A 19,839-nucleotide genomic window follows, 5' to 3' on the forward strand; every position below is an offset into this window, starting at 1 on the left:
CTTCAGGCTTCCAGTTGTTCGACCAATGCCAGCCACTCGGTTTCCAGCGCATCCTTCTCGCCGCGCAGTTCGGTCTGGCGCTGGCCCAGCCGCATCATGTCGCTGGTCGGGCCGTTGTAGGTGGCCGGGTCGGCCAGTTGTGCCTCCAGCGCAGCCAGCTCGGTGTCGATGCTGGCGGTGCGCATCTCGATCTTCTTCACCCGTTGGCGCGCGGCCTTCTCGTTCTCGCGTTGGGCGGCGCCCTGGCGGCGGGCTGTACTTGCGCGCGCGTCCTGCGCGCGAGAATCAAAAAGCGGGCTTCCCTGCCCGCACTCTTCAATTTTTCTTGTGTTCTTCTTCGCTGCGCTGGTACGCGTCTTCAGCCAGCGCGCGTAGTCGTCCAGGTCACCGTCGAACGGCGCCACCTCGCCGTCGGCGACGCGCCAGAAGCTGTCGCAGACCATGCCGAGCAGGTGGCGGTCGTGCGAGACCAGCACCAGTGCGCCGTCGAAATCGGCCAGCGCGTCGGCCAGCGCCTCGCGCATGTCGAGGTCGAGATGGTTGGTCGGTTCGTCGAGCAGCAGCAGGTTCGGCCTGTCCCAGGCGATCAGCGCCAGCGCGAGGCGCGCGCGTTCGCCGCCGGAAAAACCGTCCACCGACTCGAACGCGCGGTCGCCGGCGAAATTCCAGGTGCCGAGGAAATCGCGCATCACCTGGGTGGCCACGCCCGGCGCCTTGTCCTGCAGATGGTCGAGCGGGCTCGCCCCTTCGCGCAGGCTTTCCACCGTGTGCTGGGCGAAGTAGCCGATCTTCAAGTCCTTGTGCACCTTGCGCTCGCCGCCGAACGGTTCCAGCTCGCCGACCAGGGTCTTCACCAGGGTGGACTTGCCCGCGCCGTTCGGGCCGAGCAGGCCGATGCGCTCGCCCGCTTCAATGGAAAAACGCACGTCCGACAGGACGACGTTGACCTCCTCTCCCCGCCGGGGAGAGGAGTGAGGTGAGGGGCCGGTGCTTGCGCTGGAACCCATCAAAGCGCGCTCTACCCCATCTTCACCTCGCCCGTGTCCCCTCGCCCCGGCCCTCTCCCCTGAGGGGAGAGGGAGCAGAGGGTAGCCGGCAACGATGTCCTCCAGCTGCAGCATCGAATCGGGCAGCCGCCCCGGCGCCGGGAACTGGAAGCTGAAGGGCCGCTCGGCGCGCACCGCCTCGGTGCCGGACAGCTTTTCCAGCCGCTTCATCCGCGACTGCGCCTGCTTGGCCTTGGTCGCCTTGGCCTTGAAGCGGTCGATGAAGGACTGCAGGTGCGCCCGCTCGGCCTGCTCGCGCTCGTGCGAGATCTGCTGCTGGCGCAGCTGCTCGGCGCGCAGGCGTTCGAACGCGCTGTAGTTGCCGGTATACAGCCTGGCCTTGCCGTCGTTGAGGTGCAGCGTGTGGGTGATCACGCCGTCGAGGAACTCGCGGTCGTGCGAGATGATGAGCAAGGTGCCCTGGTAGCGGCGCAGCCATTCCTCCAGCCACAGCACGGCGTCGAGGTCGAGGTGGTTGGTCGGCTCGTCGAGCAGCAGCAGGTCGGACGGGCACATCAGCGCGCGCGCCAGGTTCAGTCGCCCGCGCCAGCCGCCGGAAAATTCCTGCACCGCGCGCTCGTGCGTTTCCGGCGGGAAGCCCAGGCCGTGCAGCAGTCGGCCGGCGCGGGCGCGGCCGTCGTAGCCGTTCAGCTCCTCGATGCGGTGGTGCGCCTTCGCCATCGCCTCCATGTCGCCGCGCTCGCCGGCCTCGACCTCGTCGCGGATCGCCGCGGCCAGTTCCTCGTCGCCGCCCAGCACGTAGTCGATCGCCGCATCCGGCAGCGCCGGGGTTTCCTGCGCCACCGAGGCCAGCCGCAGCTTGCCCGACATCTCCAGCTCGCCGGCGTCGCCCTCCAGCGTGCCCTGCAGCGCGGCGAACAGGCTGGACTTGCCGCAGCCGTTGCGGCCGATCACGCCGAGGCGCCAGCCACCCTGGATCACCAGGTCGATGTCGGAAAGCAGCAGGCGGCTGCCGCGGCGCAAGGCGAAATGTCGGAAGGAAATCATGGAAAGCCTGGATCGGAAGCGGGCGGGTCGTCGCCCGCAGCCGCCCATGATAGCGGCGATGAGGTTACTCTCGGGGATGGTTGCCTGCATCGCGCCCGGCCCGAATGCCGAACCCATCGCAATCGACGCCTGTCGGCATGGCGCCGTACCGGCGGTTCTGCTAAAACGACGCCGCATACAGCCTTGTATGGAGAGGGGAGCCATGGTCAAGTTCACGAGCAGTTTGCCGTTGATCGTCGCGCTGGCTGCAAGTGCCGGTCTGACCACGCCGCAACCGGCGGCTGCGGCGCAGTCGCGGGCCCCGCATGGCGACAGCCTGCTGGTCCACCGCGTGCAGCAGGAAAAGGGCATGAACCTGCCCACGCGCGGGCTGAGCATGGCCCAGGTCGAGAAGACCTGGGGCGCGCCGCAGCGCAAGCTGTCGCCGCGCGGCGGCGACAGCAAGAAGCATCCGCAGATCAACCGCTGGGAATACTCGAACTTCATCGTGTATTTCGAGCACAACCACGTGATCCACGCGGTGCTCAACACGCCGGCCGGCAACAACACCAACCCGGCGGACGCCAACTGAGCCGGTTTTCCGACTGACGCGGCCCGTGGCGACGCGGGCCGCGTTCCCATGTGCATGGTTCCCGCGTCGTACAATGCGCGGCCCTGTTCCCGCATGAGACGCCCAGCATGACCGACCACTCCCTGCGCCTGCCGGCGGAATGGGAACCGCAGGCCGCGGTGCTGATCGCCTGGCCGCACGCCGGCACCGACTGGGCCGAGCGGCTGGCCGCGGTGGAAACCACCTACGTGGCGCTGGCCGCCGCGGTGACCCGGTTCCAGCCGCTGATCGTCGTGGTCGCGGATGCGGCGCTGCGTGCGCACGTGCAGTCGCAGCTGCGTGATGCGGGCGTGGATCTCGCCAGGATCCGCCTCGTCGAGCTGCCCTACGACGACACCTGGCTGCGCGATTCCGGCCCGATCACGCTGAAGGGCGGCGATGCCAGCTTCCAGTTGACCGACTTCCGCTTCACCGGCTGGGGCGGCAAGTTCGGTGCCGCGCAGGACGACGCACTGGTCGCCGGGCTGGTGCAGGCCGGCGTGTTCGGCCATGCCACGCACAGGCGCATCGACTGGGCGCTGGAAGGCGGCGGCATCGAGAGCGACGGCGACGGCACCGTCCTCACCACCTGGCGCTGCCTGGTGCAGCGTCACCCTGAGCAGTCGCGCGAGGAAATGAGCGCGATCCTGCGCGACGGGCTGCACGCGAAGCGCGTGCTATGGCTGGACCACGGCTACCTCGAAGGCGACGACACCGACGCGCACATCGACACCCTCGCCCGCTTCGCCCCGGGCGGGCGCATCGTGTACCAGGCCTGCAACGATGCCGGCGATCCCCATCACGACGCACTGCAGCGCATGGCCGCCGAGCTGGCGATGCTGCGCACCGCCGACGGCCATCCGTACCAGCTGTATCCGCTGCCGTGGGCGCAGCCGATCATCGACCAAGGCCGCCGGCTCGCCGCGTCCTACGCGAACTACCTGATCGTCAACGGCGCCGTGCTGGTGCCCGCCTATGGCGACGAGGCCGACGACGAAGCCGCGCGCATCATCGGCGCCGCGCACCCGGGCCGGGTCGTGGTGCAGGTGCCGTGCCGCCCGCTGATCTGGCAGAACGGCAGCCTGCACTGCATCACCATGCAGCTGCCGGCAGGGATCGCCTGAATCGCATCGGCTAGACTATCGGGCCTGGCCTGTGCCGAGGATTCACGCCGATGACCCGCAAGACCCTCAAGGTCGCGCTGCTGCAGGAAACCGACCGCGGCAGCCGCGACGCCAACCTCGACGCGATCGAGACCGGCCTGCGCGAAGCCGCTGCGGCCGGTGCCGAACTGGTATTGCTGCAGGAGCTGCACAACGGTCCGTACTTCTGCCAGCACGAGTCGGTGGAGATCTTCGACCAGGCCGAGAGCATTCCCGGCCCGGGCACGGCGCGCATCGGCAAGCTGGCCGAGGAGTTGAAGCTGGTGGTGGTCGCCTCGCTGTTCGAGCGTCGCGCCGCCGGCCTGTACCACAACACCGCGGTGGTGTTCGACCGCTCCGCGCGGATCGCCGGCACCTATCGCAAGATGCACATCCCGGACGATCCGGCGTTCTACGAAAAGTTCTACTTCACCCCCGGCGACCTCGGTTTCGAACCGATCGACACCTCGGTCGGCCGCCTCGGTGTGCTGGTGTGCTGGGACCAGTGGTATCCGGAAGCGGCGCGCCTGATGGCGCTGGCCGGCGCCGAACTGCTGCTCTATCCCACCGCGATCGGTTGGGACCCGAACGACGTGCAGGCCGAGAAGGACCGCCAGCGCGACGCCTGGATCACCGTGCAGCGCGGCCACGCGGTAGCCAACGGGCTGCAGCTGCTGTCGTGCAACCGCACCGGCTTCGAGGCCGACCCGTCGGGCGTCGGCGCCGGCATCCAGTTCTGGGGTTCCAGCTTCGTCGCCGGCCCGCAGGGCGAGTTCCTGGCCCAGGCCGGCACCAGCGGGCGCGAACTGCTGCTGGCCGAGGTCGACCTGGCGCGCAGCGAGCACGTGCGGCGGATCTGGCCGTTCCTGCGCGATCGCCGCATCGACGCCTACGCCGACCTGCTCAAGCGCTTCCGTGACTGAGCCGTACTTTTGCGATCATCCTTGATCGCGAACATCACACGGACGGCCATCCATGGCCGCACTCCTCAATACTTGCTTCGCGCGGGGCGCGTCCCCATGCTTGGACTTTCCCCGTGACCGGCACGCCCTGCGCATGAGTGTTCCCGAACCCGCCCTGCCCTTGCCCGCCGTGCTCGCGGGGCAGCCCATCGAGCGCGTGCAGCGCGACGGCGTGGAATACGTGGTGCTGGGTACCGCGCACGTCTCGCGCAGCAGCATGGAGGCGGTCGAGGCACTGCTGGACCACGAGCACTTCGACGCGGTGGCGGTGGAGCTCTGCGACAGCCGCGCGCAAAGCATGCGCGACCCGGAAGCGTTCAAGCAGATGGACCTGTTCAAGGTGATCCGCCAGGGCAAGGCCGGCATGGTCGCCGCCAGCCTGGTGCTGTCGACATTCCAGAGGCGCCTGGCCGACCAGTCCGGCATCCAGCCCGGCGCCGAGATGAAGGCCGCGATGGATGGCGCCGAACGGCGCGGCCTGCCGCTGTGGCTGATCGACCGCGAAGTCGGCACCACGCTCAAGCGCGCCTGGCGCAGCGTGGGTTTCTGGCAGCGCTTCGGCCTGCTCGGCGGCCTGCTGGCCAGCGTGTTCGACCGCGACAACATCGAACAGGGCGAGATCGAGAGGCTGAAACAGGGCGACCTGCTGGAAAGCGCGTTCAGCGAATTCGCCAGCAGCTCGAAACCGCTGTACGACAGCCTGATCGGCGAGCGCGACGCGTTCATGGCCGCGCGCCTGCGCGAGGAAGCCGGTCGCTCCGCGGGTGCGGAAAACCGCCGCGTACTGGTGGTGATCGGCGCCGGCCACCTCAAGGGCCTGTGTACCTTGCTGCGCGACCAGCAGGGCGATCCGGCCGCCAAGGTCGCCGAGCTTGCCGTCTCGCCGCCGAAGGCACGCTGGCCGAAATGGGTGGCCGCCGGGCTGGTACTGCTGGTGTTCGCCGCGATCGCCTGGGCGTTCCACCGCAACGCGTCGCTGGGCACGCAGGCGCTGATGGCATGGGTACTGTTCACCGGCGGCTTCGCCGCGCTCGGCGCGCTGGTTGCCGGCGGCCATCCGCTCAGCGTCGTCGCCGCCTTCATCGCCGCGCCGATCAAGCCGTTCCGCCCCGGCATCCCCGCCGGTGGCATCAGCGCGATGGCCGAAGCCTGGGCGCGACGCCCGCGGGTGGTCGACTTCGACACCCTGCGCGACGACATCGTGCACTGGAGCGGCTGGTGGAAAAACCGCGTGGCGCGCACCCTGCTCAACTTCTTCCTGGTCAGCGTAGGCACGATCATCGGCGAGTACAGCGCCGGCATCCATATCTTCAAGAGCCTGTTCTGAGCCAGGCAGTAGTACGGCACATGCTACGATGCATCCACCCGCGGCCCCTTCATACGCTGTGCCCGGATGTGCGACGGGCAGGAGCAAGGGCTACGGGGACTTCCCAGCGCCGGGTCCGCCGCACTGGGAATCGGGGAAAAACGCTGCAAGATTCGACGCTCTACGTTACGCCCGAGTGGTGAAACTGGTAGACACAAGGGACTTGAACAATTTGAGCCCTCCGGGGGAAACCCCCGAGGTGAAACCCGTCAAAGTCGGCGAACGCCCTGGGTGCCTTCGGCACCCGAGCCAACGCCGAGCCAAGCCCCGGCCCAAGGCTCGGGAAGGTGTAGAGAGCAGACGGCGGGCACCTACGGCCACAAGGCTACGGTGAAGGCGTGCTCCAGACCACGAACGGCGCGTGTGCCGGCGGTGAAAGCCGAAGTGGCAAGAAAATCCCTCGACCTCACGGTCATGCCGGTTCGATTCCGGCCTCGGGCACCAGCACGAAAGTTGCGCTCCGCACGGATCCGGGCAGTTTTTGTTCCCCGCTTCCCAGCGGTGCCGCAGGTTACTGATCCATCCGGCGCCGTTTGATCCTGCGCCACAAGGTCGTCTGACTGATGCCCAGGAAGTCGGCCGCGCGACTTCGATTACCGCCGAACATCTGTAGCGCGCGATCGATCTCTTCCTGTTCCACCATCTGCAAGTGCCCCTCGCATTCGGGATCGAGCCTGGCGACGGCGAATAACTCGGGCGCAATCCTCGGCAAGGCGTCGACGACCGCACCGCTGTTGCGATACATGCGGTGCGAGACGACCAGCCGTTCGACGATGTTTTCGAGTTGGCGGACGTTTCCCGGCCAGTGGTAACGGCGGAACGAAGGAGCGACACCGTCGAGCAGCACCTCCAGATCCACGTCGACCCCGTACCGCTGCATTTCCCGCTGGGCCATGTGGGCTGTCAGAGCAGCGATGTCCTCTGGCCGCTCGCGCAGTGGCGGAATGAGGATCGAGAACGTGCTGAGCCGATAAAACAGGTCCTCGCGGAAGCGACCGGCGCGCATTTCCTCGGCGAGCTCGACGTTGCACGCGGCGATGAACTTGATGTCGAGTGCGATCGCCTGGCGTGACCCGACCGGCGTCACCTCCTTTTCCTGCAACACGCGCAGCAGCTTGGCCTGCTGCGCCAGAGGCAGCGAATTGATCTCGTCGAGGAAAAACGAACCGTGGTTGGCGGTTTCAAGCAAGCCCGAGCGACCGCCGCTCCTCGCGCTGGTGAATGCGCCGTCGGCGTAGCCGAACAGTTCCGATTCGAACAGGTCCACCGGAATCGCCGAGCAGTTCACCGCAACGAACGGCCCTTCCGCGTTTTCACCGGAAGCGTGGACGCAGCGCGCGGCAAGTTCCTTGCCGGTACCGGTTTCGCCGTGCAGCAGGACGGTTCCAGCTGTCGCCCCGTAGACCGCGAGCAGGTTGCGAACCTCCGCCATGCGTTCCGACCGGAAGATCAGGCGGCGGCGATCGTCTTGCGATTCGGCGATCGGACTCCACTGGAAACCGTACACATGGCCGATCGTCTCGCCACCGAATTCGAACGACTCCTTGTCGAGCGCGCACAGCCGGCCATCGATCAGCAAGCGTTCCGAACGGAAGCTCGGCGCATCGATTATCTTGCGATCCAGCAAGCCGCTGAGCCAGCGGCGCTTGGCGAAGCGCGGAATCTGGGCGATCGCGGCCGCATTCCAGGCAACCGCGCTACCGTCGAGATTCGTAAACACCACCGGATGCGGGTTTCGATCCAGCACGTATTGCACCAATGCGGCCTGCTGCCGCTGTCGCTTGTGCTGGCCGGCCACGCGGATCGCCTTGCGCAGCAGGTTGCGGCACGACTCGCGCGAGTAGATCAGTACCGAGGCCATGTCCCACTGGTCAGCCAGATCGCAGGTGTAGCTCGAACCGACAACAACGCCATAGCCGTCTTCGCGGCACTGGTGGAAGACCTCCTTGATCTCGTCAGCCGTCGTATAGGTCCGGTGCGTCACTTCAATGTCGTCGAATACCTTGAGCACGTCGAGGTTGGTTTTCTGGCGCTCGTAGGTCAGCAGGAGGATGCGGCGGGAGATGCGGCGTGCCGTCAGCACCGCCTGGATAAGGTCGGCAGAGCTTACGCGCAGGCCGAGCACCGGTACCGACAACGTGTCCTGAAGGTAGAACGCGTTCGCGCCCGCACTGACGAAGAGATCGACCTGCTGCTGCTCGATCAATTCACGTGCCGCTCTCACTGCATCGTTGAAGATGTTGTCGATGATCGTGATGCGCGCGACCGCCTCGAACTCGCCGATCAGACTGTGGACCATTTGGCTGAGCTTGGAATTGCCGATCAGGCAGATTCGCGGCTTGCCTCGACTGACGCTTGTGAACTCCATGCGAATTCCCTGGTGAAAGCCTCGCTCGTTCCACGCCCTGCGAGGCGCGGCGCCCCTTGGTCATCCGCACGGATGTGGGACCAACGAGACGACAATGCCACATCTTCGCCTAGCCCGCGTCACTGCACCCCTGCCGGAAGACCCATGGCTCGGCCAGCCGGCGCCGATCCTCGTAGGCACGGATTCGATCGGCAAACGCCAGCGTCTCGCTGATCTGATCGAATCCGTTCAGGAGATTGCGCTTGCGCCCCTCCTCCAGCGCAAATGCCGTCGTGACGCCGTCGACGGTCAGCGTGGCGGCGCTCACATCGATCTCGGCCTCGACTGCCCCACCTGCCTGGACCCGCGCGAACAGGCGATCCACCTCGCCGTTCTCCAGCACGATCGCGAGCAAGCCGTTGTTGAAGCAGTTGTCGCGGAAGATGTCGCCATAGCTGGGCGCGATCAGCACGCGCACGCCGTAGTCGCGCAATGCCCAGACCGCATGCTCGCGGCTGGAGCCGCAGCCGAAGTTGGCCTGCGCGAGGACCACGGTGCCGGTTCGGTACATCGGCTGGTTAAGCACAAAGTCCGGATTCTGGCGGCGGCGCGCGATCGGCGTGTCGATCTCTCCGGGATCGAGATAGCGCTCCTCGTCGAACAGGAAATCGCCGAAACCGGCCGCGTCGAGGCTCTTCAGGTACTGTTTGGGCAGCAGCATGTCGGTGTCGACGTTTGCGCGGTCGATCGGAATGATGACGCCACGATGATGGACCAACGGCTGCATCAGAGTTCCCTCACGTCAATCAGTTCGCCGGCTACGGCGGCGGCGGCGGCCATCGCCGGTGACATCAGATGCGTGCGCCCTCCGCGCCCCTGCCGACCTTCGAAGTTGCGGTTGGAGGTGGACGCGCAGCGTTCGCCGGGCGCGAGGCGGTCGACGTTCAGGCCGATGCACATCGAACACCCCGGCGCGCGCCATTCGAAACCTGCCTTGAGGAAGACTTCGTCGAGTCCCTCGTGCTCCGCCTGCAAGGCGACGAGACCCGACCCCGGCACCGCGATCGCCAGCTTGATGCGCTGATCGATGCGACGCCCGCGCAGCACGCGCGCCGCGGCGCGCAGGTCCTCGATGCGCGCGTTCGTGCACGACCCGATGAACACCTTGTCGACCGGCGTGCCGCGGATCGCCTGCCCCGCATCAAGGCCCATGTAGGCCAGAGCGCGCGACCAATTGCTGCGCTGCACGTCGTCGCGCGCTTCGTCGAGTTCCGGCACGCGGCCCGAGATCGGTGCGACCATCTCGGGGGACGTACCCCAGGTGACGCACGGCGCGACGTCGCTCGCGCTCACCTCGACGAGGCGGTCGAAACGTGCACCGTCGTCGGAGTGCAGGTATTCCCACTGGCGCAAGGCTTGCGACCATTGCGCGCCTTGCGGCGCGAACGGCCGGCCCTCGACGTAGTCCCGCGTCACCGTGTCGAAGGCGACCAAGCCGACACGCGCGCCGGCCTCGATGCTCATGTTGCACAGTGTCATGCGCGCCTCCATCGAGAGCGCACCGACACCGCTGCCACGGAACTCGATCGCATGTCCGGTCGCTCCTGCCGTCCCGATGTGTCCGATCACGTGCAACGCAAGGTCCTTGGCAACGACGCCGTCACCGAGCCTGCCTTCCACCACGATCGCCATGTTCTTCGACTTGCGGCTGCGCAGCGTCTGCGTGGCCAGCACGTGCTCGACCTCGCTGCTGCCGATGCCGTGTGCGAGCGCGGCGAGCGCACCGTGCGTCGCGGTGTGCGAATCGCCGCAGACGACCGTCATGCCGGGAAGCGTCAAACCCTGTTCCGGGCCGACGACGTGCACGATGCCTTGGCGCAGGTCGCCGAGCGGAAACAACGGCACGCCGAAATCGCGGCAATTGCGCTCAAGCACGTCGACCTGCTGTCGCGCGATCGGATCGTCGAAGCCGGCGAGACCGAGTTCGCGTGCGACCGTCGGCACGTTGTGGTCCGGCGTCGCCAGTGCCGCTTCCTTCCGCCACGGCGCACGCCCGAGCCGACGCAGGTTCGAGAACGCCTGCGGCGACGTTACCTCGTGCAACAGGTGCAGGTCGATGTAAAGCAGGCTCGAGCCGTCCGCCAGATCGGCCACGCGATGGCTGTCCCACAGTTTGTCGTAGAGCGTGCGTGCGGTCACCGGGAATACGTCCGCGAAGTCATCGGTAGGGAATCCACAAATACAGTTCCTTGCCACTCGGGTCCGGCCTTCGATAGCCGCACCAGCTGTCCAGTCGACCGTCGCCGAGCGGCAGGATGATGCAATACGGCCGCTCGCATGCCGCCTCTTCGATGCCTTCGCGCGCGAGTCGCTCGCGCGCGAGCCGCAACGACGCGGTTTCCGAATCCGCCCCGCCGTCGAGATGCGCGACGTTGCCGCGGAAGCCGGCCACCCACGCGGCGACGTAGTCGCGGCACGGCGCCGAAGGCTCGGCGGAACGGGGGCGCGCGCCACCCCCGTTCGCGCATGCGCCGAGCAGCACCACCACGCTAAGCGCAGAGCAATGCCAGGCACGCATCGAGCGCCACCACGTCGGCATATTTCAGTTGCAGGTCGCGCAGGTTCGCCTCGTGCGCGGCCTCGTCGCGATCGCCGACTGCCTCCCGCGGGATCAGCACGCGCAAGTCGTTCTGCAGCGCATCCAGGGCGGTCGCGCGGACGCAACCGCTGGTCGTCAGGCCGGTGACGACGACGCCATCGACGACGCTCTGGCGCAGGCGCTGCGCGAGGTCGGTGCCGAAGAACCCGCTGGCCGCGCGCTTGATGATCACGGCTTCGCTGGGCCGCGGTGCGACGCGCGCATCGATCTCGACCAGCGGCGAGCCGGCGGCGAGGTCGTTCAGCGCCGGCAATTTCGCGCGGAACACGCGTGCCTGTTCTGGCGCGTCGTACATCACGGTCGTGTAGAACACCGGATCGCCGCGCTCGCGGAAGTGCGCGAGCAGCCGCTGGTTCGCCGCAATCACACCGTCGCATGGCGCCGCGAGGCGACTGCGCGACGGATCGGTGAAGCCGATGCTCAGGTCGACCAGCACCAGCGCGTAGCGGGTTGCCGGCCCGAGCCTTCGGGAATCGAGCGCCATGGATTTTCCTCTGCTGAAACGAACGGTCCGAACCCAGCCTGTCGCGCCATCACAGCGCGGCAATACGTGCCTTGTCGAAGCCCTCCAGGCTGCCCGGCTCGATGTAGCGCTGCCAGTTGTCGAAGATCTCGCGGCCGGCGAGGAAGCCCTCGAAGATCGCATGATCGGTCTGGCGCGGCGTCACGCAATCGCCGATCCGGTGCACGTTCAGATGCGCCTGCTTTAGATCGAAGTAGAGCGCTTCGCGCGGCAGGTGGCGCACGGCCAGCACGACCGCGTCGAATCCGTCCATGCGCTGCTTCTCGCCGGTATAGAGGTTCACGACCTCGACGCCGGCGGGATCGATGTGGGTCACCCAGCTGTTGAGCGTGTGGGTCATGCCGCCGGCGAAGAGTTTGGAATAGACCACCGGCTGATCGAGCGTTTGCCCGAGCTTGTGGAACAACGCGTTCCAGCGCGTGACCAGGTGCACTTGGCTGCCCTGCGCCATCAGGTGCTCGGCGAGTCCGGAGGAATATCGGTTGCCGTGCTCGTCGAGGATCAGGACGCGCTTGCCGATGCCGTCTTTCGTGAGTACGTCGTCGACGGTGAACACGTGCGGCAACTCGACGCCGGGAATCGTCGCCTGCATCGGATTGATGTCGCTGTAGCCCGAGCGGTCCGGAGTGGAGCCGGTCGCGACGATCACGCCATCCGGCGCCAGCGCCAGGATGTTTGCAGCCGTGGCTTCGACGCCGAGGCGCACGTTCACACCGAGTTTCCCGAGCTGCACGGAAAGATCCTTGACGATCCATTCGAACGCTTCGCGCCGCGGAAAGCGCACGATCTGGTTCACCTGCCCGCCCAGCTGCCGGCCTTTCTCCAACAACGTCACCGCATGGCCGCGTGCCGCCAGCACTTCGGCCGCCTTCATCCCGGCGGGGCCGCCGCCGACCACGACCCACTTGCCGGGCTTTTCCGCCGGCCGCTGCGTGTCGGGACCGAATACCGCCTCGCGGCCGGTCGCCGGATTGACCTGGCAGGCCATCGACGAGCCGTGGAAGAGGCGCGCGATGCAGCCCTGGTTGCAGCGCAGGCAATGAGTGATCTCCGCCTCGCGCCCCTGTCGCGTCTTGTTGGCGAATTCAGGGTCGGCGATCTGCGCGCGCGTCATCGCCACCATGTCGGCTTCGCCACGGCGCAGGATGTCTTCGGCAAGCTGCGCCGAGCCGATGCCGGACACCGCGAACACCGGAATCTTCAAAGCCTGCTTGAAACGCGCGATGGCCGGCACCAGCCAGGCATCGGGAATGTCGGCAGGCGGCATGATGTAGGTCGCCGACTGGTATGCGCCCGCAGTCGTCATGACGTAGTCGATCAGGCCGGTGGCTTCCACGCGCCGGGCGATCTCGATCCATTCGTCCACGTCGAGGCCGCCCGGAACCTTCTCGTCGGCGGTGATACGGATGCCGACGATCATGTCCGGGCCGACGCGCTCGCGCACCGCGCGGATGACTTCGAGCGGGAAGCGCATCCGGTTCTTGAGCGAGCCGCCGTATTCGTCGTCGCGCTTGTTGAACACCGGCGAAAGGAACTGGTGCAGCAAGTAGCTGTGGGCGAGATGGACTTCCACGCCGTCGAAGCCCGCCTGGCGCGTGTAGTCGGCCGACAACACCCAGCCGTCGCGCACCTCGTCCATGTCCGAGCGTTCCATAGCCTTGGCCATCTCGCCGAATACCGGCGACTTGATGTTGGACGCAGACCACAGCACGCGATAGTCGTCCATCGCATGGGTTTCGCCCATGACGCCGAAATGATTGAGCTGCGCGAATATCCGCGCGCCGTGCCGGTGCACCGCGTCCGTCAGCATCCGGTCGCGCTCAACCATCTCGGGCCGGTAACTGTACGGATAGCCGCGGCAGAAGGTGTTGGATGTCGGATGCACGAGCCGATTGCCGGTGATCATCAATCCGATGCCGCCCTTGGCCCGCGCGACGTGATAGTGGATGTCCCTTTCGGTGGTGATTCCATCGCGCGCGTTGAACGCCATCGCGTGCGCCGATTGCATGATCCGGTTGCGCAAGGTCACGTTCCGGATCGTCAGCGGGGAAAACAGATGGGGATAGTTGGCTTCACTCATGGCTATTCGTCCTCGTCGATTCACCCCGAAGCGCGGAGCCGCGGGAGGTCAGACTGATAAAAACCCCACCGAACACCAGTGCGGCGCCGGCCAGTTGCAGGGGAGTCAAGGCCTGCCCCAGCACGACGTAGCCCAGGAACATCGCGGAGACCGGGCTGAGCAGCAGGAAAATCGAAATACGCACGGGATCGAGCGCGCGCAGCGCATGGAACCAGAGCAGGTACGTCAAACCCGTCCCGACCAAGGCGAGGTACAGGTAGCCGCCCCAGCTCGCGGCGCCGATCGCAGCCGGCAGACCTTCCGTCAATAGCGTCGCCGGAAGCAGCAGCGCGCCGCCGATGAGAAGCTGCCAGCCGACGAACGGAACCAGCGGGATCGGCAAGCACCAGCGCTTCACGAGCAAGGTGCCTATGGCCATGCTGACCGCCGCGACGGAAGCGGCGGCGACGCCGATGCCATCCCACACCATGCGTCCGGGCGACAGCAACACCAGCAGCACGCCAAGGAATCCGACCGCCGCGCACGCCAGCATGCCCGCACTCGTGCGCTGGTCGAACCAGAGCCAACCCAGCACGCCCACCAGCAGCGGCTGGGTGCACACCAGCAGCGCCGCCATTCCGCCGGGCAGGCGATACGCGGCGGCGAACAGCGGCCAATGCATCAGCGACATGCAGAAGAGGCTGATCAGCACGAGCCGCCGCCAGTGCGCCCGCTGCGGCCAGTAGCGCGTCGCCAGCACCATCGCCAAACCGACCGGAAGGATGCGCAGCACCGCCGCCGTCAACGGCTTGCCCGGCGGCAGGAACTGGGTCGTCACCAGATACGTGCTGCCCCAGATCATCGGCGGTAGCGCCGCGACCAGCGACATCCAGCGCGCCCTCACGCGACTAGCCCCACACCGGAGTCGCCGGCGCCGGCAGGCCGGTTTCGGCGAGGCAGCGCTGCTTCAGCTCGTCGAGGGTGCCGCCACGGTTGAACAGCGCGATCGGTTCACGCGATTGTTCCAGCGTGACGCGCAAGGTACGCGTCGCACCCTCGTCGACCGCGTTGCCGGCGATGACAACGCCGTAGCGGCGCGCGCCTTCGACGCTGACCAGGCCCTTGCGCACATCGGCCAGCACCTTGGCCGGATCACGCTGCAACGGATCGCCCCAACCGCCCGCGCCCCACGTGTCGAACAGCAGCAGGTCGCCGGCCTTGACCTCGATGCGGTCGCACTTGGACGGCAGGATCTGGCGGCTGCCGTCGCCACGCACGAGCTCCTTGCGGCTGCGCTGGCCAGGCTCGCCGCCGTTGACGCCCCAGGGATGGGTCAGCCAGCGGTCGTCGTGGATCGACACCTCGCCGTCGGCGAGCAAGCGGTAGGCGACGCGCAGGCCGTTGCCGCCGCGATGCAGGCCGGCACCGCCGGAATCGCGGATCGTCTCGTAGGTTTCGATGCGCAGCGGGAAATAGGCTTCGATGAATTCGTTCGGCACGTTGGTGAAACCCGGCCACAACGAATGCCCGTCCGGACCGTCGCCGACCGGGCGGCCGGGAATGCCGCCGAAGCCGATCTGGAACAACTGGAACCATTCGCCGGCGGCGTCATAGCCGGAGTACATGAAGTGCGGCGAGTCGGAGAAACCGGCCGCGTTCATCGCCTGCGGCGCCCCCTGGCCGAGCAGGCCGCCCATGACGTCGAAGATGCGCCCGAGCAGATGCGTGCGGCACGACAGCGGCGCCGGGAAGTTCGGCTTCAGGATCGAACCCTGCGGGATGCGCACCTCGACGAGATCGTAGAAGCCGTCATTGAGCAGGATCGCCGGATCGAACAGGCTGATCGTCAGTGCGCCGAAGAAGATCTTGAACATCTCCTCGTTGAGGTAAAAGTTCACCGACGAGTTGGCCTGCGGGTCGGTTCCGGCGAAATCGAAGATCGCCTTCCCGCCCTCTCGCCACAGCGCGCAACGCACGGTGTACGGACCGAGGCCGGCGCCGTCGTCGCAGATGTAGTCCTCGAATACCTGGCGCGTTTCCGGCACCACGCGCTGGATCACTTCCCTCATCGCGCGATACGTGCGTTCGAGCATCGACTGCTGCGCGCTGTAGAAAACATCATCACCGAAGCGCCCGGCGAGTTCGACGCAACGGCGCCCTGCGCTGCGGCAGCCGGCCACGATCGCGTTGAGGTCGGAGCGGTTCCAGCGCGGCATGCGCACGTTGTGCAGGATCACATCGAGCATGTCGGCGTTGAGCTCGCCGCGGCGATACAGCTTGACCGGCGGGATACGGATGCCCTCCTCCCATATCGTACGCGCGTCGGTCGGCAGGCTGCCCGGCACCTTGCCGCCGACGTCGGACATGTGCCCGAACATCGCCGAGTAGTTGATCAGGCGGCCGTCCTTGAAGATAGGCATCAGCACCAGCCAGTCTGGCAGATGGCTGACCGCGCCGTTGCACAGGTACGGGTCGTTGGTCAGGAAAACATCGCCCTCCTCGACCGTGCCGTCGTAGGCCTGCAGCAGGCCCGCGATGAACGAGCCGAACTGTCCGACCAGCATCTTGCCGTTGCAGTCGGCGATGATCGGGAACGCATCACCCTGCTCGCGGATGCCCGGGCTCATCGCAGTGCGGAACAACACGGCGTCCATTTCGGTGCGCGCGTTGGCCAGCGCATTCTCGACGATGTCAATGGTGATGCCGTCGACGTCGACGCGACGGAACGGCGCCTGGTTGGCTTGAATGATGCGTGCGCTCATGCCGCGATCTCCTGGGATCCGGGGCGGATCAGCAGGTTGCCGATCTCGTCGACGATAGCGTGGTGGCCGGGCAGGATCAGGGTCGTCGAATCCAGCTCGAATACGATCGCCGGTCCGTCGATGCGGCGCTCCGGCGCGAGCCACGCGCGGTCGTAGACGGTCGCTTCGTGATCGCGGCCAGCGTAGTGGATCGTTTGCGCACCAATGACGGCCGCCTGCAGATCGAGGCCGGAACCTTCGACGGCCTTGTCGGCGATCGACGGCCGCGGTCCACGCGCAATCGCGCGCAGGCCGACCAGCTCGTGCGCTTCGCTGAGCGAGAAGGTGAACTGGCGTTCGTGCTCGGCATCGAACGCCTTCGCCAGTCCGTCAAGGCCGTGCGCGCGAACGTGCGCCGGATCGATCTCGAGCGTCAACAGCAGCGCCTGGCCTTGGTAGCGCACGTCGGCCTGCCAGTTGACCTGCTGCTGATCGGGCGTGATGTCCTGCCCGGCGAGCGAGGCGCGCACGGCGTCGCCGAGCTGTTCCAGTGCATCGGCCACTTCTTCCGCCGTGACCTCACTGAGGCGTCGTACCAGCGAGCGCGAGGCCTCGTCCTTGATGCGCGTGGTCGCATCACCATAGGCGCACAACACGCCGGGCCCCGGCGGCACGATCACAGGCCACGCGTTCATCAGGATACCGAGCGCATTGCCGTGCAAGGGCCCGGCGCCGCCGAACGCGCACAACGCGAAGTCGCGCGGGTCGTAGCCCTGTTCGACGCTGATCAGACGCAGCGCGCCGTACATGCGCTCGTTGGCGATGCGCACAATGCCCTCGGCCGCTTCGAGCAGCGACACGTCCATCGCATCGGCGACTTTCTGCACCGCCGCCGCAGCGAGATCGTGGCGCATCCGGAAGTCGCCGCCAAGCTTCTGCGTCGCCGGCAGGTAGCCGAGCACCACGTTGGCATCGGTCACGGTCGCCTGCGTGCCGCCGCGATCGTAGGCTGCCGGCCCCGGCACCGCGCCGGCGCTCTCCGGTCCGACGCGCAGCGCGCGCGTTAGTTCCGGCACGAACGCGATCGAGCCGCCGCCGGCGCCGACCGTGCGCACGTCGACCGACGGCGCACGCACAGCGATGTCGCCGACGCGCGTCTCGCGGCGCACGCGCGCGTGGCCGTCGTCGATCAGCGCGACATCGGTCGAGGTGCCGCCGACGTCGCAGGTCAGCACCTTCGAATAGCCGCCGCGCGAGCAGAACCATATCGCGCCGGCGACGCCGCCGGCCGGGCCGGACAGCAACATGTTGACAGGCGCCTGCGCGGCCGACTGGCTGGTCGCGAGACCGCCGTCCGAACGCAGGATCGCAAGGCGGATATCAGGACGCAGCCGCCGCTGCAGTTCCTCCTGCAGGTGCTGCACATAGTGCGCGACCTGAGGCCGTACGTAGCTGTTGACGACAGTGGTCTCGGTACGCTCGTACTCCTGCATCTCGGGCACGACCTCCGACGAGAGCGACACCGGTACGCCAGGCATGACCTCGGCGGCGACCCGCGCGATGCGCTGCTCGTGCGCGGCGTTGCGATAGGCGTTGACCAGACTGACCGTCAGCGCCTCGACGCCGGCGTCGCGCAGCATGCGCAGGCCGTTACTCACGCCGTCCTCGTCGAGTTCACGCACCACCTCGCCGCGCGCGTCGATGCGCTCGTCGGCCTCGATTGTCAGCTCCAGCGGCGCCAGCAGCTCGCCCTTGTTGAAAACAACCCAGCCGCCGAGGCCGCCCGGCACGAACGAGCGCGCGATGTGCAGAACCTGCTTGTAGCCGCGCGTCGTCACCAGGCCGACGCGCGCGCCGCGGCGCGTCAGGATCGCGTTCGTCGCCACCGTAGTGCCGTGCATCACCGAATGGATTTTTGAAGGCTCCACTCCCGAACTGCGGCAAATCCTCTCGATGCCGTCCAATACCGCCACCGACGGGTCGGATGGCGTCGAAGGCACTTTCGCGATAAAGCTCTCGCCGCTCGACTCGTCCATCAGCAGCAGGTCGGTGAACGTGCCGCCGACATCCACACCCAAGCGATAACTCATGGCTTCTCCGTTCAACGGCCGGCCGGAGCCGGCGCCTTGGTATTGATCGTTCCGTTGCTGACGCGCCTCAGCGCGCCGCCTTCTCGAGTTCGCCGAGATTCACGTTCTCGGCCTTGACGCCGGGCGTGTTGAGTCTGGCTGAATCGGCCAGGATGAACACGGTCGCGTGGCGACGCTGGTAGTCGATCGTGAAGCCGGCCGCCGAAATGATCCCCTTGTCGCCGTCTTCGGTCCTGATCGTCTTCAAGTGGTAGTTCATCCACTTCCAGAAATCGCCTTTGCGGTCGTAGACCTCAGCCTGGTAGAAGCGCGGGAACTGCGTGTCCATGTACAGTACCTTCTTGCTGTACGGGTGCTCAGGCGGCGTGATGGCCTCGATGACCCACACCTCGCGCGGCTCCCAGCCGTCCTTCGGATTCCAGTGCGGCGCGCCGTCGAGATCGATGATGGGGAATTCCGCACTACCGCTGGCCTTCGGATCCCAAGTCTTCATCGTTGAGTTGGCGACGGCGAGAATCCAGCGCTTGCCGATCAACTTGTAATCGGCATACCAACTCGGATGCGCGTTGAATATCTCGATATCATCGTTGAGCTGATCGGTGCCGCCGATGGGATCCATCCAGGTGCCGCCGGACAGGCGCCGCGTGCGCCGCACGGACTTCAAGTACGCCCACGAGTCCTCGAGTTTCGGCGAGTCATAGCGCACCGTGAACAGGCCCAGGCCGCGGATGTCGCTCGGATAGGTCGCGTACAGCAGCGTCTTGGTCAGGACCGAACCGTCACCCTCGACCACCGGCTCCACGCCGAGGCGGCCCTTCATGTAGTAGCGTTGGAATGCCCATTCCTGACGGCGCTCCAGGCCGCTCTTCTCGCCGATGAACAGGTACGCGAACTTCGGGTAGTCCTGCAGATTCTTGATCGGCTGCGCGTAGTGGTGATTCCAGATCAGCTTCGCCGCGGCATCGGGATCGCTGGCCTCGACCTTCGGGAACGGAATGCCGCTGACCCAGCCTTCGACCATACGGGTGTCGTGGTTGTACTTGGCCTTGCCGGCGTTGTCCTGCGTCGCCTTGAGGTAGTCGCGGCCCAACTCGACCGGCTGTGAAGCCTTCAATGTAATCTTCAGTCCCTCGTCGCGAATCAGTTTCTGCATGCGCTCGGTCAGCAGATCGGAGATCCTGTGATTCTCGAAGCTATCGGAAAGATGGGAGGCGAGGTTCGATGCCTCCAGCACCGTGCCGGGCTTCAGTTCGGCCGCGTGGACCATTGTCACGGCGCAGGACAGGATCGTCAGCAACAAGGTGGAA

At 66.6% G+C, this 19,839-nt stretch carries 15 protein-coding genes; 4 read left to right on the plus strand and 11 right to left on the minus strand.

The genetic code is table 11. The features are described 5' to 3' along the window. Positions 1-2: 2 nt before the first annotated feature. Positions 3-2,054, minus strand: a complete 2,052-nt coding sequence (locus AC1Q5A_RS07560) for an ABC-F family ATP-binding cassette domain-containing protein (protein WP_492699820.1) — start codon at positions 2,052-2,054, stop codon at positions 3-5. 202 nt (positions 2,055-2,256) lie between these two features. Here AC1Q5A_RS07560 and AC1Q5A_RS07565 point away from each other — a divergent pair, with 202 nt between their 5' ends. The 4 genes from AC1Q5A_RS07565 to AC1Q5A_RS07580 all read left to right on the plus strand — a co-directional run bounded on the left by AC1Q5A_RS07565 (position 2,257) and on the right by AC1Q5A_RS07580 (position 6,074). Further along, positions 2,257-2,625 (plus strand): hypothetical protein, encoded by a 369-nt coding sequence (locus AC1Q5A_RS07565; RefSeq protein ID WP_492699822.1) that lies wholly within the window; start codon positions 2,257-2,259, stop codon positions 2,623-2,625. A 107-nt stretch (positions 2,626-2,732) separates the two neighbouring features. Continuing rightward, the gene (locus AC1Q5A_RS07570) at positions 2,733-3,767 is read left to right on the plus strand and encodes an agmatine deiminase family protein (RefSeq protein ID WP_492699824.1); all 1,035 of its coding nucleotides are present in this window, start codon (positions 2,733-2,735) and stop codon (positions 3,765-3,767) included. Between the two features lie 50 nt (positions 3,768-3,817). After that, positions 3,818-4,708 carry a carbon-nitrogen hydrolase gene (locus AC1Q5A_RS07575; RefSeq protein ID WP_492699826.1) on the plus strand — a complete coding sequence of 297 codons (891 nt, stop codon included), beginning with the start codon at positions 3,818-3,820 and terminating at the stop codon, positions 4,706-4,708. Positions 4,709-4,841: 133 nt separating this feature from the next. Beyond that, positions 4,842-6,074 (plus strand): TraB/GumN family protein, encoded by a 1,233-nt coding sequence (locus AC1Q5A_RS07580; protein ID WP_492699828.1) that lies wholly within the window; start codon positions 4,842-4,844, stop codon positions 6,072-6,074. A gap of 550 nt (positions 6,075-6,624) precedes the next feature. On the opposite strand, the gene AC1Q5A_RS07585 is transcribed toward AC1Q5A_RS07580, so the two are convergent. From AC1Q5A_RS07585 to AC1Q5A_RS07630, 10 genes are all read right to left on the minus strand, one after another. Continuing rightward, positions 6,625-8,481, minus strand: coding sequence for a sigma 54-interacting transcriptional regulator (locus AC1Q5A_RS07585; RefSeq protein ID WP_492699830.1), 1,857 nt, complete (start codon positions 8,479-8,481; stop codon positions 6,625-6,627). 109 nt (positions 8,482-8,590) lie between these two features. Continuing rightward, positions 8,591-9,247, minus strand: a complete 657-nt coding sequence (gene leuD, locus AC1Q5A_RS07590) for a 3-isopropylmalate dehydratase small subunit (RefSeq protein WP_492699832.1) — start codon at positions 9,245-9,247, stop codon at positions 8,591-8,593. Further along, positions 9,247-10,659, minus strand: coding sequence for a 3-isopropylmalate dehydratase large subunit (leuC, locus tag AC1Q5A_RS07595; RefSeq protein WP_492699834.1), 1,413 nt, complete (start codon positions 10,657-10,659; stop codon positions 9,247-9,249). Before leuC ends, leuD begins: the two co-directional genes overlap by 1 nt. A gap of 19 nt (positions 10,660-10,678) precedes the next feature. Continuing rightward, positions 10,679-11,038, minus strand: coding sequence for a hypothetical protein (locus AC1Q5A_RS07600; protein WP_492699836.1), 360 nt, complete (start codon positions 11,036-11,038; stop codon positions 10,679-10,681). Beyond that, positions 11,010-11,603, minus strand: coding sequence for an isochorismatase family protein (locus tag AC1Q5A_RS07605; RefSeq protein WP_492699838.1), 594 nt, complete (start codon positions 11,601-11,603; stop codon positions 11,010-11,012). The genes AC1Q5A_RS07600 and AC1Q5A_RS07605 overlap by 29 nt, the downstream gene beginning before the upstream one ends. 49 nt (positions 11,604-11,652) lie before the next feature. Continuing rightward, entirely contained in the window at positions 11,653-13,722 is a 2,070-nt protein-coding gene (locus AC1Q5A_RS07610) for an oxidoreductase (RefSeq protein WP_492699840.1), read from the minus strand. After that, on the minus strand, positions 13,715-14,590 hold the full coding sequence (locus tag AC1Q5A_RS07615) for an EamA family transporter (RefSeq protein WP_492699842.1): 876 nt from the start codon (positions 14,588-14,590) through the stop codon (positions 13,715-13,717). Before AC1Q5A_RS07615 ends, AC1Q5A_RS07610 begins: the two co-directional genes overlap by 8 nt. Positions 14,591-14,609: 19 nt before the next feature. Beyond that, the gene (locus AC1Q5A_RS07620; RefSeq protein WP_492699844.1) at positions 14,610-16,463 is read right to left on the minus strand and encodes a hydantoinase B/oxoprolinase family protein; all 1,854 of its coding nucleotides are present in this window, start codon (positions 16,461-16,463) and stop codon (positions 14,610-14,612) included. Then, positions 16,460-18,532, minus strand: a complete 2,073-nt coding sequence (locus tag AC1Q5A_RS07625; RefSeq protein ID WP_492699846.1) for a hydantoinase/oxoprolinase family protein — start codon at positions 18,530-18,532, stop codon at positions 16,460-16,462. The genes AC1Q5A_RS07620 and AC1Q5A_RS07625 overlap by 4 nt, the downstream gene beginning before the upstream one ends. 67 nt (positions 18,533-18,599) lie before the next feature. Beyond that, positions 18,600-19,832 (minus strand): DUF1329 domain-containing protein, encoded by a 1,233-nt coding sequence (locus tag AC1Q5A_RS07630; RefSeq protein WP_492699848.1) that lies wholly within the window; start codon positions 19,830-19,832, stop codon positions 18,600-18,602. Positions 19,833-19,839 lie beyond the last annotated feature (7 nt).

Source organism: Rhodanobacter sp. GW835-FHT13D09 (assembly GCF_058793995.1).

Excerpts from the sequence above, each read along its gene's own strand:
- AC1Q5A_RS07560 (WP_492699820.1), bottom strand. The coding sequence starts at position 2,054 with ATGATTTCCTTCCGACATTTCGCCTTGCGCCGCGGCAGCCGCCTGCTG.
- AC1Q5A_RS07565 (WP_492699822.1), top strand. The coding sequence starts at position 2,257 with ATGGTCAAGTTCACGAGCAGTTTGCCGTTGATCGTCGCGCTGGCTGCA.
- AC1Q5A_RS07570 (WP_492699824.1), top strand. The coding sequence starts at position 2,733 with ATGACCGACCACTCCCTGCGCCTGCCGGCGGAATGGGAACCGCAGGCC.
- AC1Q5A_RS07575 (WP_492699826.1), top strand. The coding sequence starts at position 3,818 with ATGACCCGCAAGACCCTCAAGGTCGCGCTGCTGCAGGAAACCGACCGC.
- AC1Q5A_RS07580 (WP_492699828.1), top strand. The coding sequence starts at position 4,842 with ATGAGTGTTCCCGAACCCGCCCTGCCCTTGCCCGCCGTGCTCGCGGGG.
- AC1Q5A_RS07585 (WP_492699830.1), bottom strand. The coding sequence starts at position 8,481 with ATGGAGTTCACAAGCGTCAGTCGAGGCAAGCCGCGAATCTGCCTGATC.
- leuD (WP_492699832.1), bottom strand. The coding sequence starts at position 9,247 with ATGCAGCCGTTGGTCCATCATCGTGGCGTCATCATTCCGATCGACCGC.
- AC1Q5A_RS07600 (WP_492699836.1), bottom strand. The coding sequence starts at position 11,038 with ATGCGTGCCTGGCATTGCTCTGCGCTTAGCGTGGTGGTGCTGCTCGGC.
- AC1Q5A_RS07605 (WP_492699838.1), bottom strand. The coding sequence starts at position 11,603 with ATGGCGCTCGATTCCCGAAGGCTCGGGCCGGCAACCCGCTACGCGCTG.
- AC1Q5A_RS07610 (WP_492699840.1), bottom strand. The coding sequence starts at position 13,722 with ATGAGTGAAGCCAACTATCCCCATCTGTTTTCCCCGCTGACGATCCGG.
- AC1Q5A_RS07615 (WP_492699842.1), bottom strand. The coding sequence starts at position 14,590 with ATGTCGCTGGTCGCGGCGCTACCGCCGATGATCTGGGGCAGCACGTAT.
- AC1Q5A_RS07620 (WP_492699844.1), bottom strand. The coding sequence starts at position 16,463 with ATGAGCGCACGCATCATTCAAGCCAACCAGGCGCCGTTCCGTCGCGTC.
- AC1Q5A_RS07625 (WP_492699846.1), bottom strand. The coding sequence starts at position 18,532 with ATGAGTTATCGCTTGGGTGTGGATGTCGGCGGCACGTTCACCGACCTG.